Origin of the sequence: Amycolatopsis sp. A1MSW2902, assembly GCF_017312175.1 — a bacterium.
Classification (GTDB): Bacteria; Actinomycetota; Actinomycetes; order Mycobacteriales; family Pseudonocardiaceae; genus Amycolatopsis; species Amycolatopsis nivea.
The window spans coordinates 9,088,330-9,106,576 of record NZ_QJPO01000001.1; the positions used below are offsets into that span (position 1 = coordinate 9,088,330).

General features: G+C 70.7%; 17 protein-coding genes. 14 read left to right on the forward strand and 3 right to left on the reverse strand.

Annotated elements, in window-relative coordinates; translation table 11 throughout:
* Positions 1-78 precede the first annotated feature (78 nt).
* A complete protein-coding gene (locus DMP23_RS42640; RefSeq protein WP_337824323.1) occupies positions 79-1,845 on the forward strand; it encodes a 3-hydroxyacyl-CoA dehydrogenase family protein in 1,767 nt (588 codons plus the stop codon).
* A gap of 27 nt (positions 1,846-1,872) precedes the next feature.
* Here DMP23_RS42640 and DMP23_RS42645 read toward each other — a convergent pair whose 3' ends face one another.
* On the reverse strand, positions 1,873-2,388 hold the full coding sequence (locus DMP23_RS42645; RefSeq protein ID WP_037815315.1) for an Lrp/AsnC family transcriptional regulator: 516 nt from the start codon (positions 2,386-2,388) through the stop codon (positions 1,873-1,875).
* Positions 2,389-2,447: 59 nt separating this feature from the next.
* On the opposite strand from DMP23_RS42645, the gene DMP23_RS42650 reads away from it, so the two are divergent.
* Positions 2,448-3,560: a trans-sulfuration enzyme family protein gene (locus DMP23_RS42650; protein WP_037815313.1), complete on the forward strand. Its 1,113-nt coding sequence runs from the start codon at positions 2,448-2,450 to the stop codon at positions 3,558-3,560.
* Positions 3,561-3,821: 261 nt separating this feature from the next.
* On the opposite strand, the gene DMP23_RS42655 is transcribed toward DMP23_RS42650, so the two are convergent.
* Positions 3,822-4,025, reverse strand: a complete 204-nt coding sequence (locus tag DMP23_RS42655) for an FmdB family zinc ribbon protein (RefSeq protein ID WP_078870550.1) — start codon at positions 4,023-4,025, stop codon at positions 3,822-3,824.
* Between the two features lie 45 nt (positions 4,026-4,070).
* Between DMP23_RS42655 and DMP23_RS42660 the strand changes: the two genes are divergently transcribed.
* The 6 genes from DMP23_RS42660 to asnB all read left to right on the forward strand — a co-directional run bounded on the left by DMP23_RS42660 (position 4,071) and on the right by asnB (position 11,074).
* The gene (locus DMP23_RS42660; protein WP_337824324.1) at positions 4,071-5,195 is read left to right on the forward strand and encodes an alkaline phosphatase family protein; all 1,125 of its coding nucleotides are present in this window, start codon (positions 4,071-4,073) and stop codon (positions 5,193-5,195) included.
* 94 nt (positions 5,196-5,289) lie between these two features.
* Positions 5,290-5,595, forward strand: coding sequence for a hypothetical protein (locus DMP23_RS42665; RefSeq protein ID WP_037815309.1), 306 nt, complete (start codon positions 5,290-5,292; stop codon positions 5,593-5,595).
* 46 nt (positions 5,596-5,641) lie between these two features.
* Complete coding sequence (locus DMP23_RS42670) at positions 5,642-6,652, forward strand: helix-turn-helix transcriptional regulator (RefSeq protein ID WP_337824325.1); 1,011 nt, start codon at positions 5,642-5,644, stop codon at positions 6,650-6,652.
* A gap of 121 nt (positions 6,653-6,773) precedes the next feature.
* The gene (locus DMP23_RS42675; RefSeq protein WP_337824326.1) at positions 6,774-8,006 is read left to right on the forward strand and encodes a multidrug effflux MFS transporter; all 1,233 of its coding nucleotides are present in this window, start codon (positions 6,774-6,776) and stop codon (positions 8,004-8,006) included.
* Positions 8,007-8,022: 16 nt separating this feature from the next.
* Positions 8,023-9,216, forward strand: coding sequence for a cytochrome P450 (locus tag DMP23_RS42680; protein WP_337824327.1), 1,194 nt, complete (start codon positions 8,023-8,025; stop codon positions 9,214-9,216).
* A 28-nt stretch (positions 9,217-9,244) separates the two neighbouring features.
* A complete protein-coding gene (asnB, locus tag DMP23_RS42685; RefSeq protein ID WP_337820790.1) occupies positions 9,245-11,074 on the forward strand; it encodes an asparagine synthase (glutamine-hydrolyzing) in 1,830 nt (609 codons plus the stop codon).
* Positions 11,075-11,223: 149 nt separating this feature from the next.
* Here asnB and DMP23_RS42690 read toward each other — a convergent pair whose 3' ends face one another.
* Entirely contained in the window at positions 11,224-11,757 is a 534-nt protein-coding gene (locus tag DMP23_RS42690) for a CGNR zinc finger domain-containing protein (protein ID WP_337820789.1), read from the reverse strand.
* 26 nt (positions 11,758-11,783) lie between these two features.
* Here DMP23_RS42690 and DMP23_RS42695 point away from each other — a divergent pair, with 26 nt between their 5' ends.
* The 6 genes from DMP23_RS42695 to DMP23_RS42720 all read left to right on the forward strand — a co-directional run.
* Positions 11,784-13,190 (forward strand): MFS transporter, encoded by a 1,407-nt coding sequence (locus DMP23_RS42695; RefSeq protein WP_337820788.1) that lies wholly within the window; start codon positions 11,784-11,786, stop codon positions 13,188-13,190.
* A 291-nt stretch (positions 13,191-13,481) separates the two neighbouring features.
* Entirely contained in the window at positions 13,482-15,692 is a 2,211-nt protein-coding gene (locus DMP23_RS42700; RefSeq protein ID WP_337824328.1) for an aminotransferase class V-fold PLP-dependent enzyme, read from the forward strand.
* 90 nt (positions 15,693-15,782) lie between these two features.
* Complete coding sequence (locus tag DMP23_RS42705; RefSeq protein WP_337824329.1) at positions 15,783-16,049, forward strand: hypothetical protein; 267 nt, start codon at positions 15,783-15,785, stop codon at positions 16,047-16,049.
* On the forward strand, positions 16,046-16,690 hold the full coding sequence (locus tag DMP23_RS42710; RefSeq protein WP_337824330.1) for an AMP-binding protein: 645 nt from the start codon (positions 16,046-16,048) through the stop codon (positions 16,688-16,690). Before DMP23_RS42705 ends, DMP23_RS42710 begins: the two co-directional genes overlap by 4 nt.
* Positions 16,615-17,697 (forward strand): AMP-binding protein, encoded by a 1,083-nt coding sequence (locus DMP23_RS42715; protein WP_337824331.1) that lies wholly within the window; start codon positions 16,615-16,617, stop codon positions 17,695-17,697. Before DMP23_RS42710 ends, DMP23_RS42715 begins: the two co-directional genes overlap by 76 nt.
* On the forward strand, positions 17,694-18,247 hold a 554-nt coding region (locus tag DMP23_RS42720), incomplete at its 3' end, for a thioesterase II family protein (protein WP_337824332.1). The genes DMP23_RS42715 and DMP23_RS42720, both read left to right, overlap by 4 nt.

Consider the following 18,247-nt stretch of genomic DNA (forward strand, 5'->3'; position numbering starts at 1 on the left):
CTCGATTCCGATGTGCTTTCGAGGGTCTCGCGTGGCACAGTGAGCGGCAATTACCAGCGGGTAACCTCTGGAGGCCCTGTGGCACGGGAAATCTCGACGGTCGGTGTGGTCGGTCTTGGCACGATGGGCGCGGGCATCGCCGAGGTGCTCGCCCGCAGCGGGCTCGACGTGGTCGCGGTGGAACTCGACGAGGCCGGGGTCGAACGCGGCCTCGGCCACCTGCGGCATTCGACCGAACGGGCGCTCGCGGGCGGCAAGCTCGACGAGGCGGGCCGCGAGGCGCTGCTCGGCCGGATCCGCACCACGACCTCGCTGACCGAACTGTCCGAAGTGGACTTGGTGATCGAGGCGATCCCGGAGAACCTCGCGGCGAAGGCCGAGGTGTTCACCCAGTTGGACCAGGTGACCCGGCCGGACGTGGTGTTCGCGTCCAATACGTCCTCGCTGTCGATCACCGAGATCGGCGTGCACACCGCGCGGCCGGGCAAGGTCGTCGGGATGCACTTTTTCAACCCGGCTCCGGTGCTGAAGCTGGTCGAGGTCGTGCGCACGGTGGTCACCGAGCCGGACGTGGTGTCCGACGTCGTGGAATTCGCGCAGCGGCTGGGCAAATCGCCGGTGGTGATGGGCGACCGGGCCGGGTTCATCGCGAACGCGCTGCTGTTCGGCTATCTCAATCACGCGGTCCGGATGTACGAGCAGCGCTACGCCACCCGCGAAGATCTTGACGCGGCAATGCGTTTCGGCTGCGGCTACCCGATGGGCCCGCTCGCGCTGCTCGACCTGATCGGGCTGGACACCGCGTACGAAATCCTCGACACGATGTACCACCAATCGCGGAACCGGCTGCACGCGCCCGCGCCCTTGCTGAAGCAGATGATCACCGCGGGACAGCTGGGCCGCAAGAGCGGACGCGGTTTCTACACCTACGACGCACCCGATTCGCCGGTGGTGGTGGATTCGGTCACTTCGTCCGAAGTGGACTCTTCGGTGGCTCGCGAAGTGCGGTCTGTCGGCGTGATCGGCACCGGGACAATGGCGACCGGAATCGCGGAAGTGTTTGCCAAGCGCGGGTTTGCCGTCGTGCTCCGGGCGCGGAGCATGGAGAAGGCCGAAGCGTCGGTGGCGAAGGTGAAGAAGTCGCTCGACAAGGCCGTGGTGAAGGGAAAACTGTCCGAAGAGGACGCTGCGGCCGCGCTCGGCCGGATCCGTCCGGTGACGGAATTCGAAGAACTGGCCGACGTCGACCTGGTGGTCGAAGCGGTGGCTGAGGAGCTTTCCGTTAAGCAGGCGGTATTTTCGGCGTTGGACGAGGTGGTCAAGTCGGGCGCGGTGCTCGCCACCACGACGTCCTCACTGCCGGTCATCGAATGTGCGGCGGCGACTTCGCGCCCCGGTGACGTGATCGGCCTGCACTTCTTCAATCCCGCACCGGTGATGAAACTGGTGGAAGTGGTGTCGACGATCGCCACCGCTCCCGACGTCACCGCGACCGCGACGGCAGTGTGCGCGGCGGTCGGCAAACATCCGGTGCATTGCGGCGACCGGGCCGGATTCATCGTGAACGCGTTGCTGTTCCCGTATCTCAACGACGCGGTGAAAATGCTGGAAGCGCATTACGCGTCGGCGGATGACATCGACACCGCGATGAAGGTCGGCTGCAGTCTGCCGATGGGACCGTTCGAATTGCTGGACGTGGTCGGGCTGGACGTGTCGCTGGCGATCGAGCGGACGCTGTTCAACGAGTTCCGCGAAGAAGGCTTCGCGCCGGCACCGTTGCTGGAGCACCTCGTGACGGCCGGACGATTGGGCCGCAAGACCGGCAAGGGTTTCAAGGACTACTGACGCTTCTATGGGTAGAGAACGGTCCGATCACCGGTCGCGCCGCCGGATGCGCGCGCCCTGCGCGGGTTCGCCGTCCGGCGGCAGCAGCGGGCCGCCTTGCCACTGCTGGAACACGAGGTTGGTGTGCACGCGGGCGACCTCGTCGCGGGAGGTGAGCTCGTCCAGCACCAGCCGCTGCAACTCGGCGGCCGAAGTGGTGGCGACGTGCGCGAGGAAGTCGTCCGGCCCGGTCAGGTGGTAGACCGCGCGGATCTCCGGCAGCGCCAGGAGATGTTCCACGAACTGCTCGACCAGCGGCCGTCGATGCGGCCGGACCTGCACGAACAGGAACGCTTCCAGCGGACGCCCGACCTTCGCCGCGTCGACCTTGGCGTGCTGTCCGGTGATCACGCCGGTCTCGCGCAGCCGCGCCACCCGGTCCAGACAGGTCGACGGCGCGAGCCCGACCGCGGCCGCGAGCTCCTTGTTCGACGTCCGGGCATCGTTCTGCAACACCCGCAGAATCTCAAGATCAACCGGACTCAGTTCGACGGTCTCGCTCATCGCTGAATCTTATCCGAGATCGTTGCGTTGCAGCCGTGTCGTGTCCGAACGTGACTGCCATGACTTCCGCCTTGCGCACCCGAGCCGTCCACGCCGGTCGCGACGATCTCGCCGACCTCGGCCTGCACGCCGCCCCGCTCGACTTCTCCACGACCTACCCCGCGCGCGACAGTGCCGAGGAGGCCCGCCGGATCGACGAGTTCGCCGCGGGCGGGAACGTCACCGGCATCTACGGCCGGATCGGCAACCCGACCGTCGAACGGTTCGAGCAGGCGCTGGCGGAACTCGAAGGCTTCGACCACGCCGTGGCCTTCGCGAGCGGCATGGCGGCGGTCTCCGCGTGCCTGCTTTCCGCGGTATCGCAAGGAAAACGGCACATCGTCGGCGTCCGGCCGCTGTACGGCTGCACGGACCACCTGCTGACCACCGGCCTCCTGGGCACCGAGGTCACCTGGACCGCGCCCGAGGATGTCGCGGAGGCTCTGCGCCCCGACACCGGCCTGGTCTTCGTGGAGACGCCCGCGAACCCGACCTTGAGCGAACTGGACATCGCCACCCTGACCGAGGCCTGCGGCGACGTCCCGGTCCTGGTCGACAACACCTTCGCGACGCCAGTCCTGCAGCGCCCCGGCCGGCTGGGCGCCCGAATGGTGCTGCACAGCGCGACCAAGTTCCTGGGCGGCCACGGCGACGTCATGGGCGGCATCGTGGCCTGCGACGCCGAGGAAGCCGCGCGCCTGCGTTCCCTGCGCTTCGCGACCGGCGGCGTGCTGCACCCCCTCGCCGGATACCTGCTGCTGCGCGGCCTCTCGACACTCCCGCTGCGAGTGAAGGCTGCTTCGGAAACCGCCGCCGTGTTGGCTTCGCGCCTGGCTTCGCACCCGTCGGTGAGCGCCGTGCACTACCCCAAACTGGGCGGCCCGCTGGTGGCCTTCGAGGTAACCGGCGACCCCCACGCGGTCATCGGCGCGGTCCGGCTGATCACGCCCGCGGTGAGCCTGGGCAGCGTCGACACGCTGATCCAGCACCCGGCCTCGCTGACGCACCGCATCGTCGCCGAGGACGACCGCACCGGTTCAGGCATCACCCACGGCCTGCTGCGGCTTTCGGCGGGGCTGGAGGATGTCGAGGACTTGTGGCTTGACTTGGATCAGGCGCTGAAGTCCTGCTGATCGGACGTGCTCGCGGCATCCACCGCCGGGGTTGGCGGTGGATGCCGGGGCCTAAGAGTTCGCCGGACCGGTGAGCACGGGGCTGGGTTGGAAGTTCCGCCGACCAGCTTCGGCACCGAGCCCCTCGGCAACCGGTTGGCCCGGTCGGGAGGTGCGCTGATCGGCTGCGGTAACCGTGCCGAGCTAGGCGGGAAGCTTTGCCGACCAGTTTCGGCGCCGAGCCCTTCGCCAGCCGGGCGTCCCAGCCGCGCTGTGAGCCGGTCAGCTGCAGCAACCTCCTCCGCAACACCCTCCGCCAGCCGGTGCGGGCGCGGAGGCCGAACCGGTGAGCGCGACCGTCGTGAGGAGCTTGACCGTGTCCGTATGCCCCTCCGGGCACGGGGCGGGCGCGCTGGACTCGGCCATCGGGCGCTGGAGTTCGAACGTCTCGGTGCAGTCGCGGCAACGGTAGGCGTAGGTGGGCATGCGTTGATTATCGCTGGCGGGCCGCGTTGGTGGGAAGCTGTCCGGGTGGATGTGCCCCAGTACGCGGATGTTCCGCACCTCGGCCAGGTCGTTCCCGCCCTGCTCGGCGCGCTGGGCGTGCCCGGCGAGGACGGCGGCCTGGCGCTGCCCGAAGCCCGCAGCGCGTGCGTGCTCCTCATCGACGGCCTCGGCTGGGAACTGCTCGCCCAGCACGCCGCCGACGCCCCCGTCCTCACCGAACTCGCCAGCAGCCCCCTGCGAGTCGGCTTCCCGTCGACCACCGCCGCCGGCGTCGCCGCGATCGGCACCGGTCTGGCGTCGGGCGAGCACGGCATGGTCGGTTACACCTTCGAGATCCCCGGAACCGGCGTCCTGAACGCCCTGCGCTGGCGCTCCCACGACGACGGCAGCGACCTCCGAGGCGCCCTGCCGCCCCGCGAAGTCCAACCCCTCCCGACGACCTTCGAACGCGCCGCCGCCGCGGGGATCGAGGCCGCGGTGGTGTCCTCGGCACATTTCGCCAATACGGCCCTGACGCAAGCAACGCAAAGCGGTGCCCGATACGCAGGCGTACACGCGCTGGGCGATCTGGCCGCGCGAACCCTGGACATCCTCTCGTCGCGCGCGTTTTGCTATGCCTACCACAGCGAATTGGACCTGCTAGGCCACCTTTACGGCCCCGGCTCGACCGCGTGGCGGATGCAGCTCCGGCACGTCGACCGGCTGGTGGAGTCCATTGTGGACGGACTGCCCGCCGGTGCCGTGCTGGCGGTGGTGGCGGACCACGGAATGGTGACCGTCGAGGAGAAACTGAACCTGGAAGACACTCCGGAACTGCTGGCAGGCGTCCGCGCGTTCGGCGGCGAGGTCCGCGCGCGGCACGTCTACACCGAACCTGGCGCGACGGCGGATGTGGTGGCCGCGTGGCGTGAGGTCCTCGGTCAACGGGCCTGGGTTTTGCCGCGCGAGGAGGCGATCGCGGCAGGCTGGTTCGGCGCCGCGGTGAGCGATCGGGTGCGCCCGCGGATCGGCGACGTCGTCGCCGCGGCGACGGGAACCTTCGGCATGGTTCGCGAACTCGCCGAGGCCGTGGAGTCGAACCTGGTCGGCCAGCACGGCTCGCTGACGTCGGCAGAGCAACTCGTCCCACTGGCGATCGCTCGAGGCTGACCCCCTGCCGGAGTTCACGCACGTTCCGCGGCGTCGGCGGGTGCGGTTCGGGGTGTGTGGCCGAACCGTCCCGACGTCCGGTTACCGTGGCTGCGTGCCCAGACGCAATCGACCCGGCCGAGGCCGTCCCGGTCCCGTCGAGCGGCCGGACGCCGGCGCGGTCAGCGGCTGGGCCCGAAGCGAATCCGCCCCCGACGGCGACTGGCTGGTGCGCACGGTCCCCGGCTCGCAGGCCGCGAAGACCTACCGGTGTCCCGGTTGCGACCACGAGATCCGCCCGGGCGTCCCGCACCTGGTCGTGTGGCCCGCCGACGAGACCGGCGGCGTCGCGGATCGCAGGCATTGGCATCGGCCCTGCTGGGAGGCCCGGGCGCGGCGGCGGCCGAACCGGCGATGGTGAACGGGAAAGCGACACGAGCCAGCGAGTAAGGCTACCCTTGCTTGTCGTGATCCAGTCTCACCAGATCTGCGGTCCGACCGGCTCCGCCGCGGCCGAGGACAGCCACGCGGCCTACCTGTCGTCGATCGCGTGCGCCGAACCAGGGCCCGACGGGACGGTCCGGCACCGGCTGCGGCCGGAGTTCGGCGACGGCGCGATCGAGGTCACGACGCTGCGCCGCGGGCTGTCGCTCGTCCGGTACGACGTCGAGTTCTCCGGGACGCACCGGGTCGAATACCGGTTCCCCGGCGACCATTTCGAGCTGGAGCACTGCCTCGGCGGGCGAATGCGCATCCGCGAGTCCGGAACCGGCACCGGCGAGATGCGCGCCAGCGCGGTGTCGCTGAGTTCCCGCAGCGCTCTCGAAGGAGTGATCGAATACGAGGCGGGGGAGCGTTATCGCGCGGTCTCGGTGACCGGGACCTGGACCGGGCTGGAGTCCTACCTCCAGGACCTCGGCGCGTACTCGCTGCCCGCGATCGGGCCGGAACACCTCGCCCGCGAGCGGTATCTGGGCCGCTCGACGGCGTTGCTGCCCGCCGCCGATCCGCTGCGGGAGATCTTCGCGCATCGCCGGGGTTCGGCGGGCCGCCTGCTGTTCCTGGAATCCCGGCTGATGGCCGCGCTCGCCGCATTGGCCGACGGGCTGGGAGCCACGCCTGCTGCCGAAACCGGCGAACCCGAGCTGGAAGACCACGAGGCGGCCGCGTTGCGCCGCGTCCCCGACCTGCTGTGGCAGCAGCGCCACGACCCGCCGACGCTGGCTCAGCTGGCCAGGGCGTCCGCGATGTCGGTGCGCCGGCTCACCACCGGATTCCGGTCCCTGTACGGGATTCCGGTGATGGAGCACCACCGGCGCCGCTGTCTCGACCGGGCGGCGGCCCTGCTGGTCGAGACGGACTGGCCGGTCGCGCGGATCGCGTCCGAGGTCGGGTACGCGTCGGCGAGCAATTTCGGGTACGCCTTCCGCCGGGACCGCGGTAGTTCGCCCGCCCGGTTCCGGCGTGACCGAACCTGACGCCGCAACGATCTCCACAGCACTGAGCCTCGCGCTCCACACCACAACCGCGCCGAGCCGCCGACGATAGCGGCAGCGGTCGCTCGCTGGCCGCGTCGTGGCTCGGACGGAGTGGAGGCTCATGAACGGCGGCATCGACACCGCGACCCCGCGTACCGGAACCGGACGGCTTGTCCTCGTCCTCGGCGGTCTTTCCGCGGTGTCGCCGTTCGCGGTCGACATGTACGCACCGGGATTCCCGCAGATCGTCTCCTCGTTCGGGACCACCACTGCGGCGGTGCAGTTTTCGCTCACCTCGTGTCTCGTCGGATTCGCGGCGGGACAGCTCGTGCTCGGCCCGGTCAGCGACACGCTCGGCCGCCGTCGGCTGCTGCTCGCCGGCGCCGCGTTGTTCGCGATCTTTTCCGTGGTGTGCGCGCTCGCTCCGAACCTCGCGGTGTTCGACCTCGCCCGGCTGTGCCAGGGGGTGGCGGGCGGCGCGGGGATCGTGCTCGGACGGGCGGTGATCAGCGATCTGTTCACCGGCGCGGGCGCGGCGCGCAGGCTGACCGCGCTGAGCGTGATCGGGTCGACCGCGCCGGTGCTGGCCCCGGTGCTCGGCGGGGCGGTCGTCGGGCTGGGTTCCTGGCGGCTGGTGTTCGCGGTGCTCGCCGTGACCGGGATGCTGCTCCTGGCCGGGGTCGGCTACTGGGTGCCGGAATCGCTGCCGGCGCACCGGCGGCTGCCCGGCGGCTCCCGGCGGGCAGCCGCCGCGATGGGCCGGCTGCTCCGGCGGCGCGCGCTGGTCGGGCATCTCCTCGTCGCCGGCTGCGGGATCGGCGCGTTGTTCGCTTACATCAGCGGCTCGCCGTTCGTCTTCCAGGACGGCTACGGTTTGTCGCCCGCCGTCTACAGCCTCGTTTTCGCGACGAACGCGGCCGGCACCGTCGTGGCCGGCGCGCTGTTCGCCCGGCTCGCCGGACGCGTGCGGCTGAACACCCTGCTCACGATCGGCGTGCTCGTGATGGCGTTCGCGACGGGCACGCTCGTGCTGCTGCTTCTCGCCGGCGTCAGCACGGTGCCCACGACCTGGATCTGCCTTTTCGGCGCGACCTTCGGATTCGGCATCGTGCTGCCCGCTTCGACGACGATCATCCTCGCGATCGGCGGAGACGCCCCCGGCGCGGCCTCCGGCCTGATCGGCGGCGCGCAGTTCCTGATCGGCGCGGCGGCGGCCCCGCTGCCCGGCGCGGCCGGAGCCACCACCGCGCTCTCCACCGCCGTCGCGGTGCTGGGTTTCGCGCTCGTGGCGGCGGTTGCCCTGTTCGTGCTCGCGCGCCCGGGGGAAGGGAACGGCGAGCCCGAAACCGCATGAGCGAAAGGAGATTCCCGTGCCCGTTCCGGAAGACGAACTGACCGCGGCTCCCGAACTGGAGCTCGCCCGGGCCTGCCCCTACCGGCCCAACGCGCAGCACGTGCGGGTGCGGGACGCGGCCCGCCCGGTGCGGATGCGGCTGCCGTCCGGGATGCCGGTGTGGGCAGTGGCCGGGCACCGCGGCATCCGCGCCGTGCTCGCCGACGACCGGTTCAGCGCCGACCGGCAACGGCAGGGTTTCCCCTTTCCCGTGGACGGCCAGCCGGGCGCCTTCCGCCGCACGATGATCTCCATGGACGGCGCCGAGCACCGCGCCGCCAGGTCCGCGGTGGCGGGCGAGTTCACCGTCCGCCGGGTCCGGCGGATGCGGCCGCGGATCGAACGCGTCGTGCACGAATGCCTCGACGCCCTGCTGGCCGGTCCGAAACCCGCGGATCTGGTCCGCGCGCTCGCGTTGCCGGTGCCCTCCCGGGTGATCTGCGAACAGCTCGGGGTGCCCTACTCCGACCACGACTTCTTCCAGACCCGCTCCACCACGATGCTGCTGCGCACCGCCACCGCGCCGCAGCGGCTGCGGGCGATCGACGAACTGCTGGCCGCGCTGGAGACGCTGATCGTCGAAAAGGAAGCGGCCCCGCCCGACGATCTGCTCGGCCGCCAGATCCGGAGGGGCCGCGAGGACGGCGAATACCGGCGGACAGCCTTGGTGCGGATGGCTTTCCTGCTGCTCGTCGCCGGACACGAGACGACGGCGAACATGATTTCGCTCGGCGCGCTGAAGCTGGCCGAACGGCCGATGCTGGCGGCGGCGCTGCGCGCGGACCCGGCGCGAGCCCCGTTGATCACGAAGGAGTCGTTGCGCCGCTTCACGATCGCGGAGTTCATCCCGACCCGGGTGGCCACCGAGGACGTGCGTCTCGACGGCGTACGGATCGCCGCGGGGGAGGTGGTCGTGCTGCTGTGCAACGCGGCTGATCACGATCCGGCGGTGTTCCCCGGTTCCCGGCGCGGCGCTCGCGACCACCTGGCGTTCGGGCACGGCCCGCACCAGTGCCTCGGCCAGCATCTGGCGAGGGTGGAGCTGGACATCGTCTACACCGCGCTCGCGACCCGGTTGCCCGGCCTGCGCGCCGCGGCGCCCGTGCGGCGGCTGCGGTTCAAAACCGATGCCGAGATCTACGGCATCCACGAATTCCCGGTGACCTGGTGAATCCAGGCGTAGAGGAGGCGAAGATCCGATGTGCGGCATCGCGGGGTGGGCGGATTTCGAACGGTTTCCCGGCCGGGAACCACAGGTGCTCCAGGACATGACCGAGGCGATGGCGTGCCGGGGCCCGGACGCGCACGGCTGCTGGTTCGACGAGCACGTGGCTTTCGGCCACCGCAGGCTTTCGGTGATCGACCCGGCGGGCGGCAGCCAGCCGATGACGCTGGAGCACCTCGGCGCCACGGTGCTGACGATCGCCTACAGCGGCGAGGTCTACAACTACCGCGAGCTGCGCGCGGAACTCACCGCGCTCGGCCACCGGTTCCGGACCTCCAGCGACACTGAAGTGGTGCTGCACGCGTACCTGCAGTGGGGCACCGGGATGGCCCGGCGGCTGAACGGGATGTTCGCGTTCGCGATCTGGGACGCCCGCAGCGAGCGGCTGGTGCTCGTGCGCGACCGGCTCGGGATCAAACCGCTCTACTACTGCCCGGCAGGCCGCGGGCTGCTGTTCGGTTCGGAGGCGAAGGCGATCCTCGCGCATCCCGACGTGGCGCCGGTGGTGGACCGGGACGGGCTGCGCGAGCTGCTGGCCGGGGTCAAAACCCCGGAGCACGCGATCTTCCGCGGCATGCGGGAACTGCGGCCGGGACACCTGCTGGTCTTCGGCCGCGAGGGCAGGCGAATCGAGCGGTACTGGGCGTTGGAGGCACGCGAGCATCCGGACGATCTGCACACCACCGTGCGGACGGTCCGCGCGTTGCTCGAGGACATCGTGGAACGCCAGCTGGTCGCCGACGTCCCGCTGTGCACCCTGCTTTCCGGCGGCCTCGACTCCAGTGTGGTGACGGCGCTGGCGGCGCGCTCGCTCGCCGCTCAAGGCACCGGTCCGGTCCGGTCGTTCTCGGTCGATTTCGCGGGCAACGAACGGGATTTCGCCGCCAGCCTGGTGCACGAATCGCCGGACGCGCCGTTCGCCGCGGAAATGGCGCGGCACGTCGCGGCCGAGCACACGAACCTGGTGCTCGGGCTCGGCGAACTCGCCGCTTCCTCGACCCGGGCCGTGGTCCCGAGGGCGCACGACGTGCCCGCGGCCCTGCTCGGCGACGCGTTCGCCTCGTTGTACCTGCTGTTTCGCGCGGTCCGGGAACGGTCGACGGTGGCGCTGTCCGGGGAAGCCGCGGACGAACTGTTCGGCGGCTACCCGTGGTTCCACGTGCCGGAGCTGCGCGACGCGGACACTTTCCCATGGGTGGCCGCCGGGTACGACCTGCTCCCGGCGCTGTCCGGGCTGCTGGATCCCGGGCTGCTCGCGGACCTGGACGTCGAGGGCTACCGCGCTCAGCGGTACACCGAGGCGCTGGCGGAGGTGCCGGTGCTGCCCGGCGAGGACGCCGAGGCGCGGCGGATCCGCGAGGTCGGCTACCTCGCGGTGACCCGGTTCGTGCCGATGCTGCTGGACCGCAAGGACCGCATGAGCATGGCGGTCGGCCTCGAGGTGCGGGTGCCGTTCTGCGACCACCGGCTGGTCGACTACCTGTTCAACGTGCCGTGGCGGATGAAGTTCTTCGACGGCAAGGAAAAGAGCCTGCTGCGGGCGGCGGCGGGCGACCTGCTCCCCGAACCGGTGGCGAACCGCAAGAAGAGCGCGTACCCGATCACGCACGACCCGGGATACGACGCGGCACTGCGCGCCGAGTTCGCGCGGCTCGCGGGTTCTCCCGGCACCCCCGTGCACGCGCTGATCGACGGCGGCGCGACGGCTCGGCTCGGGTCCGCGAACGGCTGGCCGGCCCGGTCCGGGCTGGAGTTCATGGTGCAATTGGACTCCTGGCTCGCCGACCACGATCTGGCGCTGTGAACCCGGAAATCGCTGCCGCCGGACTGCCGCGCGGCCGCGCTGTGCGCCGACATCCGGTTGCCTCGGCCGAGGCCGCTCCGGTCGCGGCGAGTCCGCGGCGCGCGGACCTCGACCCCGGTGGCCGGACGGGCGTTGGCAACGGAAACCCCTTACGGCGAAAGCATTTCCTTCCGGCGCGCCCGGTGCCTCCGGACCGCGTCGCGGTTGACGCAGGCGTGGGTGCAATACCGCTGTGTCCCGCTGCGGGTGAAGTCGACGAACGCTCGGCGGCATTCCGCCGCGGCGCAGCGGCCGAGACGGTGCAGGCTGGTCGAGGTCAGGTACTGGGCCGCCGCCACGGAAGTCACCCCGCGCAATACCGCGGGCAGGCGCATCCCGTCGTCCTGGTAGTGCAGATGCCAGCTGTACCCGTCGTGCTCGGTGATCCTCGGGTAGGCCGCGGCCTCGGCCAGCAGGGCGTTCAGCAACCGGACCCGGTCGGCCTCGCCGGTCGAGTCGATGACCTCGCCCCACCGGTCCAGGAAGGCACTCACCTCCGGGAAGTCCTCGTCGGCGACGGGCGGGACCGGGCCCATCTCCGGCTCGTCCCAGCGTCCGACCAGGTCAGCGACGTCCGCCGGGCGATCGTTGGTGAGGCCGGTCACAAACTTGAGGAAACTCCGGTAGTAAGAGTTATGCGTCATAAGCCTATTACACCACGATCTTAGGTATGCCTCACTTGACGAGTCGCGCCGAACCCGCGGTGGCCGCGCCGTCCTGGGTTCCACTGATCGCCGCGTGCGTCGGCACGTTCCTGCTGCTGATCTACACCAGCATCGTCACCGTCGCGCTGCCCGCGATCGGAGCCGAGCTCGGCGCGGGATACGGGCAGCTGCAATGGATCGTGGACGTCTTCACGGTCGCGCTCGCCGGTCTGCTGCTGGGCTTCGGCTCGTTGAGCGATCTCCTCGGCCGCAAGCGCGTCTACCTCGCCGGGCTGGTCCTGTTCTCCGTCGCGACGCTCGCCTGCGGCCTCTCCGGAACGCCCGGCGAGCTGATCGCCGCGCGGGTCGTGCAGGGCGTCGCGGGCGCGGCGATGTTCGCGACGATCCTGCCGCTGGTCGGGCTGACCTACGAGGGCCGGGACCGCGCCCGTGCGTTCGCGGTCTGGGGAACGGTCGCCGGAGTGGCCAGCGCGGTGGGCACCTTCTCCGGCGGCGTGCTCGCGCAGGTGCTCGGCTGGCGCTGGATTTTCTTCGTCTCCCTGCCCATCTGCGCGGTCGCGATCGTCATGGCGGCGACGTCGTTGAAGGAGGGGCCGCGAGCGCGCGGCCGCACCGTCGACTACCCGGGCATCGCCACGTTCTCGCTCGCCGCGACGGGCCTCACCTATTCCGTCATCACCGGCGGCGATCGCGGATGGTCGTCTGCTGGCGCGGTGATCGGGTACCTGGTCACGGCGGTCGCCATCGGAGCGTTTGTGGTCGTCGAACGGCGCAGCAGCGCACCCATGGTGCCGACCGACTTGTTCGCGACGCGCCGGTTCCTCGGCGTTCTGCTCGTCGCGTTCAGCTACTACTTCGCCGGATTCGGTGCGCTGCCGGTGATTTCGCTGTGGCTGCAGAACGGGACCGGCCTCAGTTCGGCGGCGACGTCGGCGGTGCTGGCGCTGCAGGTGGTGGTGTTCGTCGCGGTGTCGGCGCTGATCAGCGGACGGTTGCACGCCAGGTCGCCGGGCCGGGTGCTGGGCGGCGCGACGATGCTGCTCGGCTTCGGCTGCTTGACCGCGGTCGCGGTGCTGCTCAGCCCGACCTGGATCGCCTTGCTGCCGGCGTTGGTCCTCACCGGAATCGGTGCGGGCATCGTGTCGCCGGTCTTCCCCGCGGTGGCGATCGCCTCGGTCCCCGCGGAGTACGGCGGCACAGCGGGCGCGGCCGCGAACAGCTCCCGGCAGCTCGGGCTGGCGCTCGGGATCGCGGTGTCCGGCGCGGTTTACGCGACCCGCGGCGAGGGGAGTGCCGGGGCGACGCACGGGGTGTTGCTGGTGTTGCTGGTGTGCGGCGTGCTCGCGGCAGTGAGCGGACTCACGGGCGGCTGGCTGCTTCGGGACGGCTCCGGGGGCAACGCTCAGGAATGAATTGACCGCTGTTTCGTCACCTGAAAGGAGGAAGCTGGAAACGGGGGACGATTGCTATTGTTCGGCCTTGCCAAAAACGTCTGTCCACAATGTACATTCAGCGTACGGGCGAGGTGACAAGTTCACCAGTCGATAGCAGTCCGCGCCGTGCCGCGCAAGGAACTTGGGTCGGTAAAACAGCTTTACCCGGTTGACATTCCCGGTCGGGACAAAACACTTCCAGCGGGTTCGTCCGCGATGCTTGAATGAGGCGGATGGCATTCGACCTGAACTGGGGAGATGTGTTCGGCCGTGTCCAGAAACTTCATTGTGTCCTGTCCTTTGCGCGGCAGCGTGCTGGCCTCGCCCGAGGCTGACGCGCTGGTCGAGCTGGTCACCAGTGAGTCCACTTTGTCCATGGGCGAGCACCGCTCGCGGTTCGAGCGGCAGTTCGCCGCGATGGTCGGAACCCGGCACGCGGTCTCGGTCACCAGCGGCACGGTCGCGGTGCAGCTCGCGGTCGAGATGCTCGATCTCGAGCCGGGCGACGAGGTCATCGCGACCCCGCAGACCTACCAGGCCACCGTCCAGCCGCTGCTCGACCACCGCGTGCGGGTCCGGTTCTGCGACGTCGACCCGGGTTCGCTCACCGTCGACCCGGCGTCGTTCGAGGCGCTGATCACCCCGCGCACCAAGGCTTTGCTGCTGGTGCACTACGGCGGCTGTCCCGCGGACATGGACGCGATCATGCGGATCGCCCGTGCGCACGGGGTGCTCGTCGTCGAGGACTGCGCGCACGCGCTCGGCGCCGGCTACCGCGGGCGGGCGCCGGGCGGGCTGGCCGACCTCGGCTGCTTCAGCTTCCAGAACTCCAAGAACATCACCACCCTCGGCGAGGGCGGCATGATCACCTGCGACAACGAGGTCTGGGCGCACCGGCTGCGGCGGTTGCGCGGCAACGACTACGACGGCCACCTCAGCACCTCGGCGCTGCCCGGCGAGGACGAACCGCTGCTGCTGCCGTGGATGAAGTACTCCGAAGGCGTATACCGCGACACGGTGCACCGGATCCGCCGAAGCGGCACGAACGCGACCATGTCCGAGGCCGCCGCCGCGGTCGGGGTGGTGCAGCTCGCGCGGCTGCCGGAATTGGCCGCGCTGCGCCGGGCGATCGCCTCGCGGCTGGACGAGGTGATCGACGGATATTCTTTCGTCACCCCGCAATCCGCCCCGGCGGGCAGCACGCACGCCTACCACCTCTACACCTGCTTCGCGGAAACCGCCGAACTGCGCGAGGAAATGGTGCTCGCGCTCGACCGCGGCGGAGTGGAGATCCAGCTCCGCTATTTCCCGCAGCATTTGCTCCCGGAATGGCGCCACCGCGGGCACGGGCCGGGCGAATGCCCGGTGGCGGAACGATTGTGGTTCAGCTCGCTGATCAACCTGCCGTGCCATCCGGGGCTGCGCCTGGCGCAGGTCGACTATCTGGTCGACACGCTGGACCGGGTGCTCGCCGACCTCAACGGGCCTGCCCCGGCGATGCTGGTGGCGGCCGGGGGCGCGGGCGAGCGGCTCGTGATCGGCTTCGCGACACCCGGCGCGGTGCTGTCCGGCGCTCCGGTCTCGCTGCCGGTGCGGAACCTCGTGCTCGGCGGTTCGCCGCGGGTGGACGGCCCGGTCGCCGAACACGTCCGGATGCTGACCGGCCGCGATCCCGCGGTGCTGCCGCCGATCGTCGTGCAGCGCGACACGTTGCGCGTGATCGACGGCGAACACCGCGTGCGGGCGGCGGTGCTGCGCGAGGACGAGCGGATCCGCGCGGTGCTGTGCGAAGGCACCGAATCCGAGTGTTTCCTCTACGCGGTGCGGTCGAACATCGCGCACGGCCTTCCGCTGTCGCTGGAGAGCAGGCGGGCCGCGGCGGTGCGGATCGTGCGGGAATTCCCGGGCTGGTCGGACCACGTGGTAGCGGATCTGGCCGGGCTCTCGGACAAGACGGTGGGCGCGCTGCGGCGTTCGACCGCGGAAATTCCGGGGTCGAACACCGCGCGGGTCGGCCGCGACGGACGGGCGCGCCCGTTGTCCGCGGCCGAGGGACGCCGCCAGGCCGGTGCGCTGCTGGCCGAGGAGCCCGGCCTGTCCCTGCGCGAGGTCGCCCGCCGCGCCGGGATCTCGCTCGGCACCGCGCACGACGTGCGGCGGCGGCTGGATTCCGGCCAGGATCCGGTTCCGGACCAGCGGCGTCCGCGCGCCGAGACCGTGCCGGAAGCCCCGCCGCGGGTGGATGCGGCGCTGTTGTTGCGCCAGCTCCGCACGGACCCGGCGCTGCGTTCGAGCGAACCCGGGCGAGTGCTGCTGCACCTGCTCAACCTGACCGGACAGGCGCTCGGGCGCCGGTCGGACATCCTCGGCGCGGTGCCGCCGCACTGCCTGCCCGCCGTGGCCGCGATGGCCGAGGCCTACGCGCGGGACCTGTCCGGGCTCGCCGAGCAGATCCGCGCGGCGCTGCCGGATCCGCACTGAATGCCTTGCTGTGCCCCGCCGTCCGGAAAACCCCGGACAGCCCCTTCCGAACTCCCGCGCGCCCGGACGCGGGACAAGACCGTGAAAGGTATGGAGAGCTGTGCCATCCTCGCACCCGGCCCCGGCCGCGGAAGAGATTTCGACCTGCTGACCGAAATCGGCATCGACGCCGAAACCCTGGCCGAGGCGGACTCCTCGACCCGGCTCCGCGCGGACCTCGCGCTCAGCTCGGTCGAGACGACTGACCTGCAACTGGAGCTCACCGCCCGGTTCGGGCTTGCGGTGAACCTGTGGGACACCGAGGACTACACCCTCGGCCGGCTCGCCGAACTGGCCGGTGCGGCGGTGCCCCGATGACCGGGGTGACCGGAGAACGCGCGCGGCGGTACCGGGAATCCGGGCTGTGGAACGACGAACTCGTGGTGACGCCGATCCGCCGGCAGTTCGCCCGAAGCGGCGGGCCGGTGTGCCGTGGTCGACGGTGCGCGCCGCCTCGGCTACGCGGAACTCGGCGACGCGGGTGGGCGTCGCGCGGGACCGGCTCGCCGGGTTGGGCGTGCGTCCTGGCGATCGGATCGCGGGTCGCGCTGACCAACTGCGCCGAGTACGTCGTGCTCGTGCTGGCGGCGCTTGAACTCGGTGCCGCGCCGGTGCTGATCCTGCCTGCCTTCCGGGAACACGAGCTGGACCACGTCGTCGCGGTGACCGGGCCGGTGCTGCTGGCGGTGGACGCGTCCGGCCGGCGCAAGGAAGCGCTGACTGTCGCCCGCCGGCTGCGAGAACGCCATGCCGGGCTGAAAAAACCTGCTCGTGCGGGTGCTGAGACCACCGGGGACGAGGTGGATCTCGCGCTGTTGTGCGAACCCCGGCGAGGAGACGCCCGAGCGCGTGGAAGCCCGCGGCGGCCCCGTCCGACCCGGCGGTGTTCCTGCTTTCCGGCGGCACCACCGGTCTGCCCAAGGCGATCGCGCGGACGCACGAGGGTTACGGCTGCATGATCCGGCACGCGATCACCGTGAACGCGATGACCCGGGACGCGGTGAACCTGGTCGTGATGCCCGCCGAACACGGCTTCGTGATGAACTGCCCGGGCATTCTCGGTGCGTTGTCCGTCGGGGCGACCGTGGTCCTGAGTTCGCCCGAATCTCCTTCGGGTGCTTTCGAAATCATCGAACGAGAGCGGGTCACGCACAGCACGCTGGTGCCCTCGGTCGCGCTGCGCTGGAGTGCCGAAGCGAAGCGGACCAGCCGCGAGCTGTCGTCCCTCCGCGTACTGCTGGTCGGCGGTTCCCGGCTCGCGCCAGGGACGGCTGACGAACTCCGCGCCGCACTCGGCGGCACCGTTCAGCAGTGCTACGGGATGAGCGAGGGGTTGCTCTGCTACACCCGCCTGGACGACCCGGACGACGTCATCCGCGACACCCAGGGAAGGCCGTTGCTGCCCGAGGATGAGATCCGGGTGGTCGCCGCCGACGGTTCGGACGTCGAGCCCGGCGAGGAAGGGGAACTGCTCACTCGCGGGCCCTACACCGTCGCCGGGTACTACGCCAATCCCGAAGCGACCGCCGAAGCGTTCACGCCGGACGGCTTCTACCGCACCGGCGATCTCGTGCGCGTCGATCCCGGCGGAAACCTGGAGATTCTCGGGCGGCTGCGGGACGTGATCAACCGCGGCGGCGAGAAGATCTCCGCGGAGGAACTGGAAGCGATGGTGCTGCGGCATCCCTCGATCGCCCAAGCGGCCGGGGTCGCCGTGCCGCACGAGATCCACGGCGAGACGGTCTGCCTCTGCGTGGTGCCCGCACCCGGCGCCGAGCGGCCCGGGCTGCGCGAGGTGCGGAAGTTCCTGGACGCCCAGGGCCTTGCCCGGTACAAGTTCCCCGAACACCTCGTCGTGCTCGACGCCCTTCCGCTGACCGGCACCGGCAAGGTCGACAAAGTGGCACTGCGCCGGGACGCGGCCGGGTTGCGCGACGCCGCGATGCTGAGCGGGGCGCGAGGATGACCGGTTCCGCGTGGATCAAACGGATTCCCGGCGAGGGCCCGGTCCGGCAGCAACTGGTCTGCCTTCCGCACGCCGGGGGCGGCGCGTCGGCGTTCCGGCCGTGGCGGCCGCTGCTTCCGCCGGAGGTCGAACTGCTGGCCGTGCAGTACCCGGGCCGGGAGGACCGGACCGGCGAGCCCGCGCTGACCGATCTGGCGGAACTGGCCGAAGCCGCGGCCGACGCGCTGGCCGAGGTGCTCGACGCGCCGTACACCGTGTTCGGCCACAGCATGGGCGCGCTGGTCGGGTACGAGCTGCTGAATGTGGTGCGGCAGAACGGTTTTCCGGCACCGCGCCGGCTGATCGTGTCCAGCCAGTTCCCACCCGGGCTGCTGCCGGACCGGGGCGTCCGCGATTTCGGGGACGAGGCCGTGCTGGACCTCGTCGACTGGCTGGCCGGCGGGACCTCCGGCATCCGGGCCGATTCGCGGCTCAGCGCGTTCGTGGCCGGGCTCGTCCGCGCCGACTACGAGGCGGTCGAGACCTATCGGCCCGCGGCGGCGGAAATCAC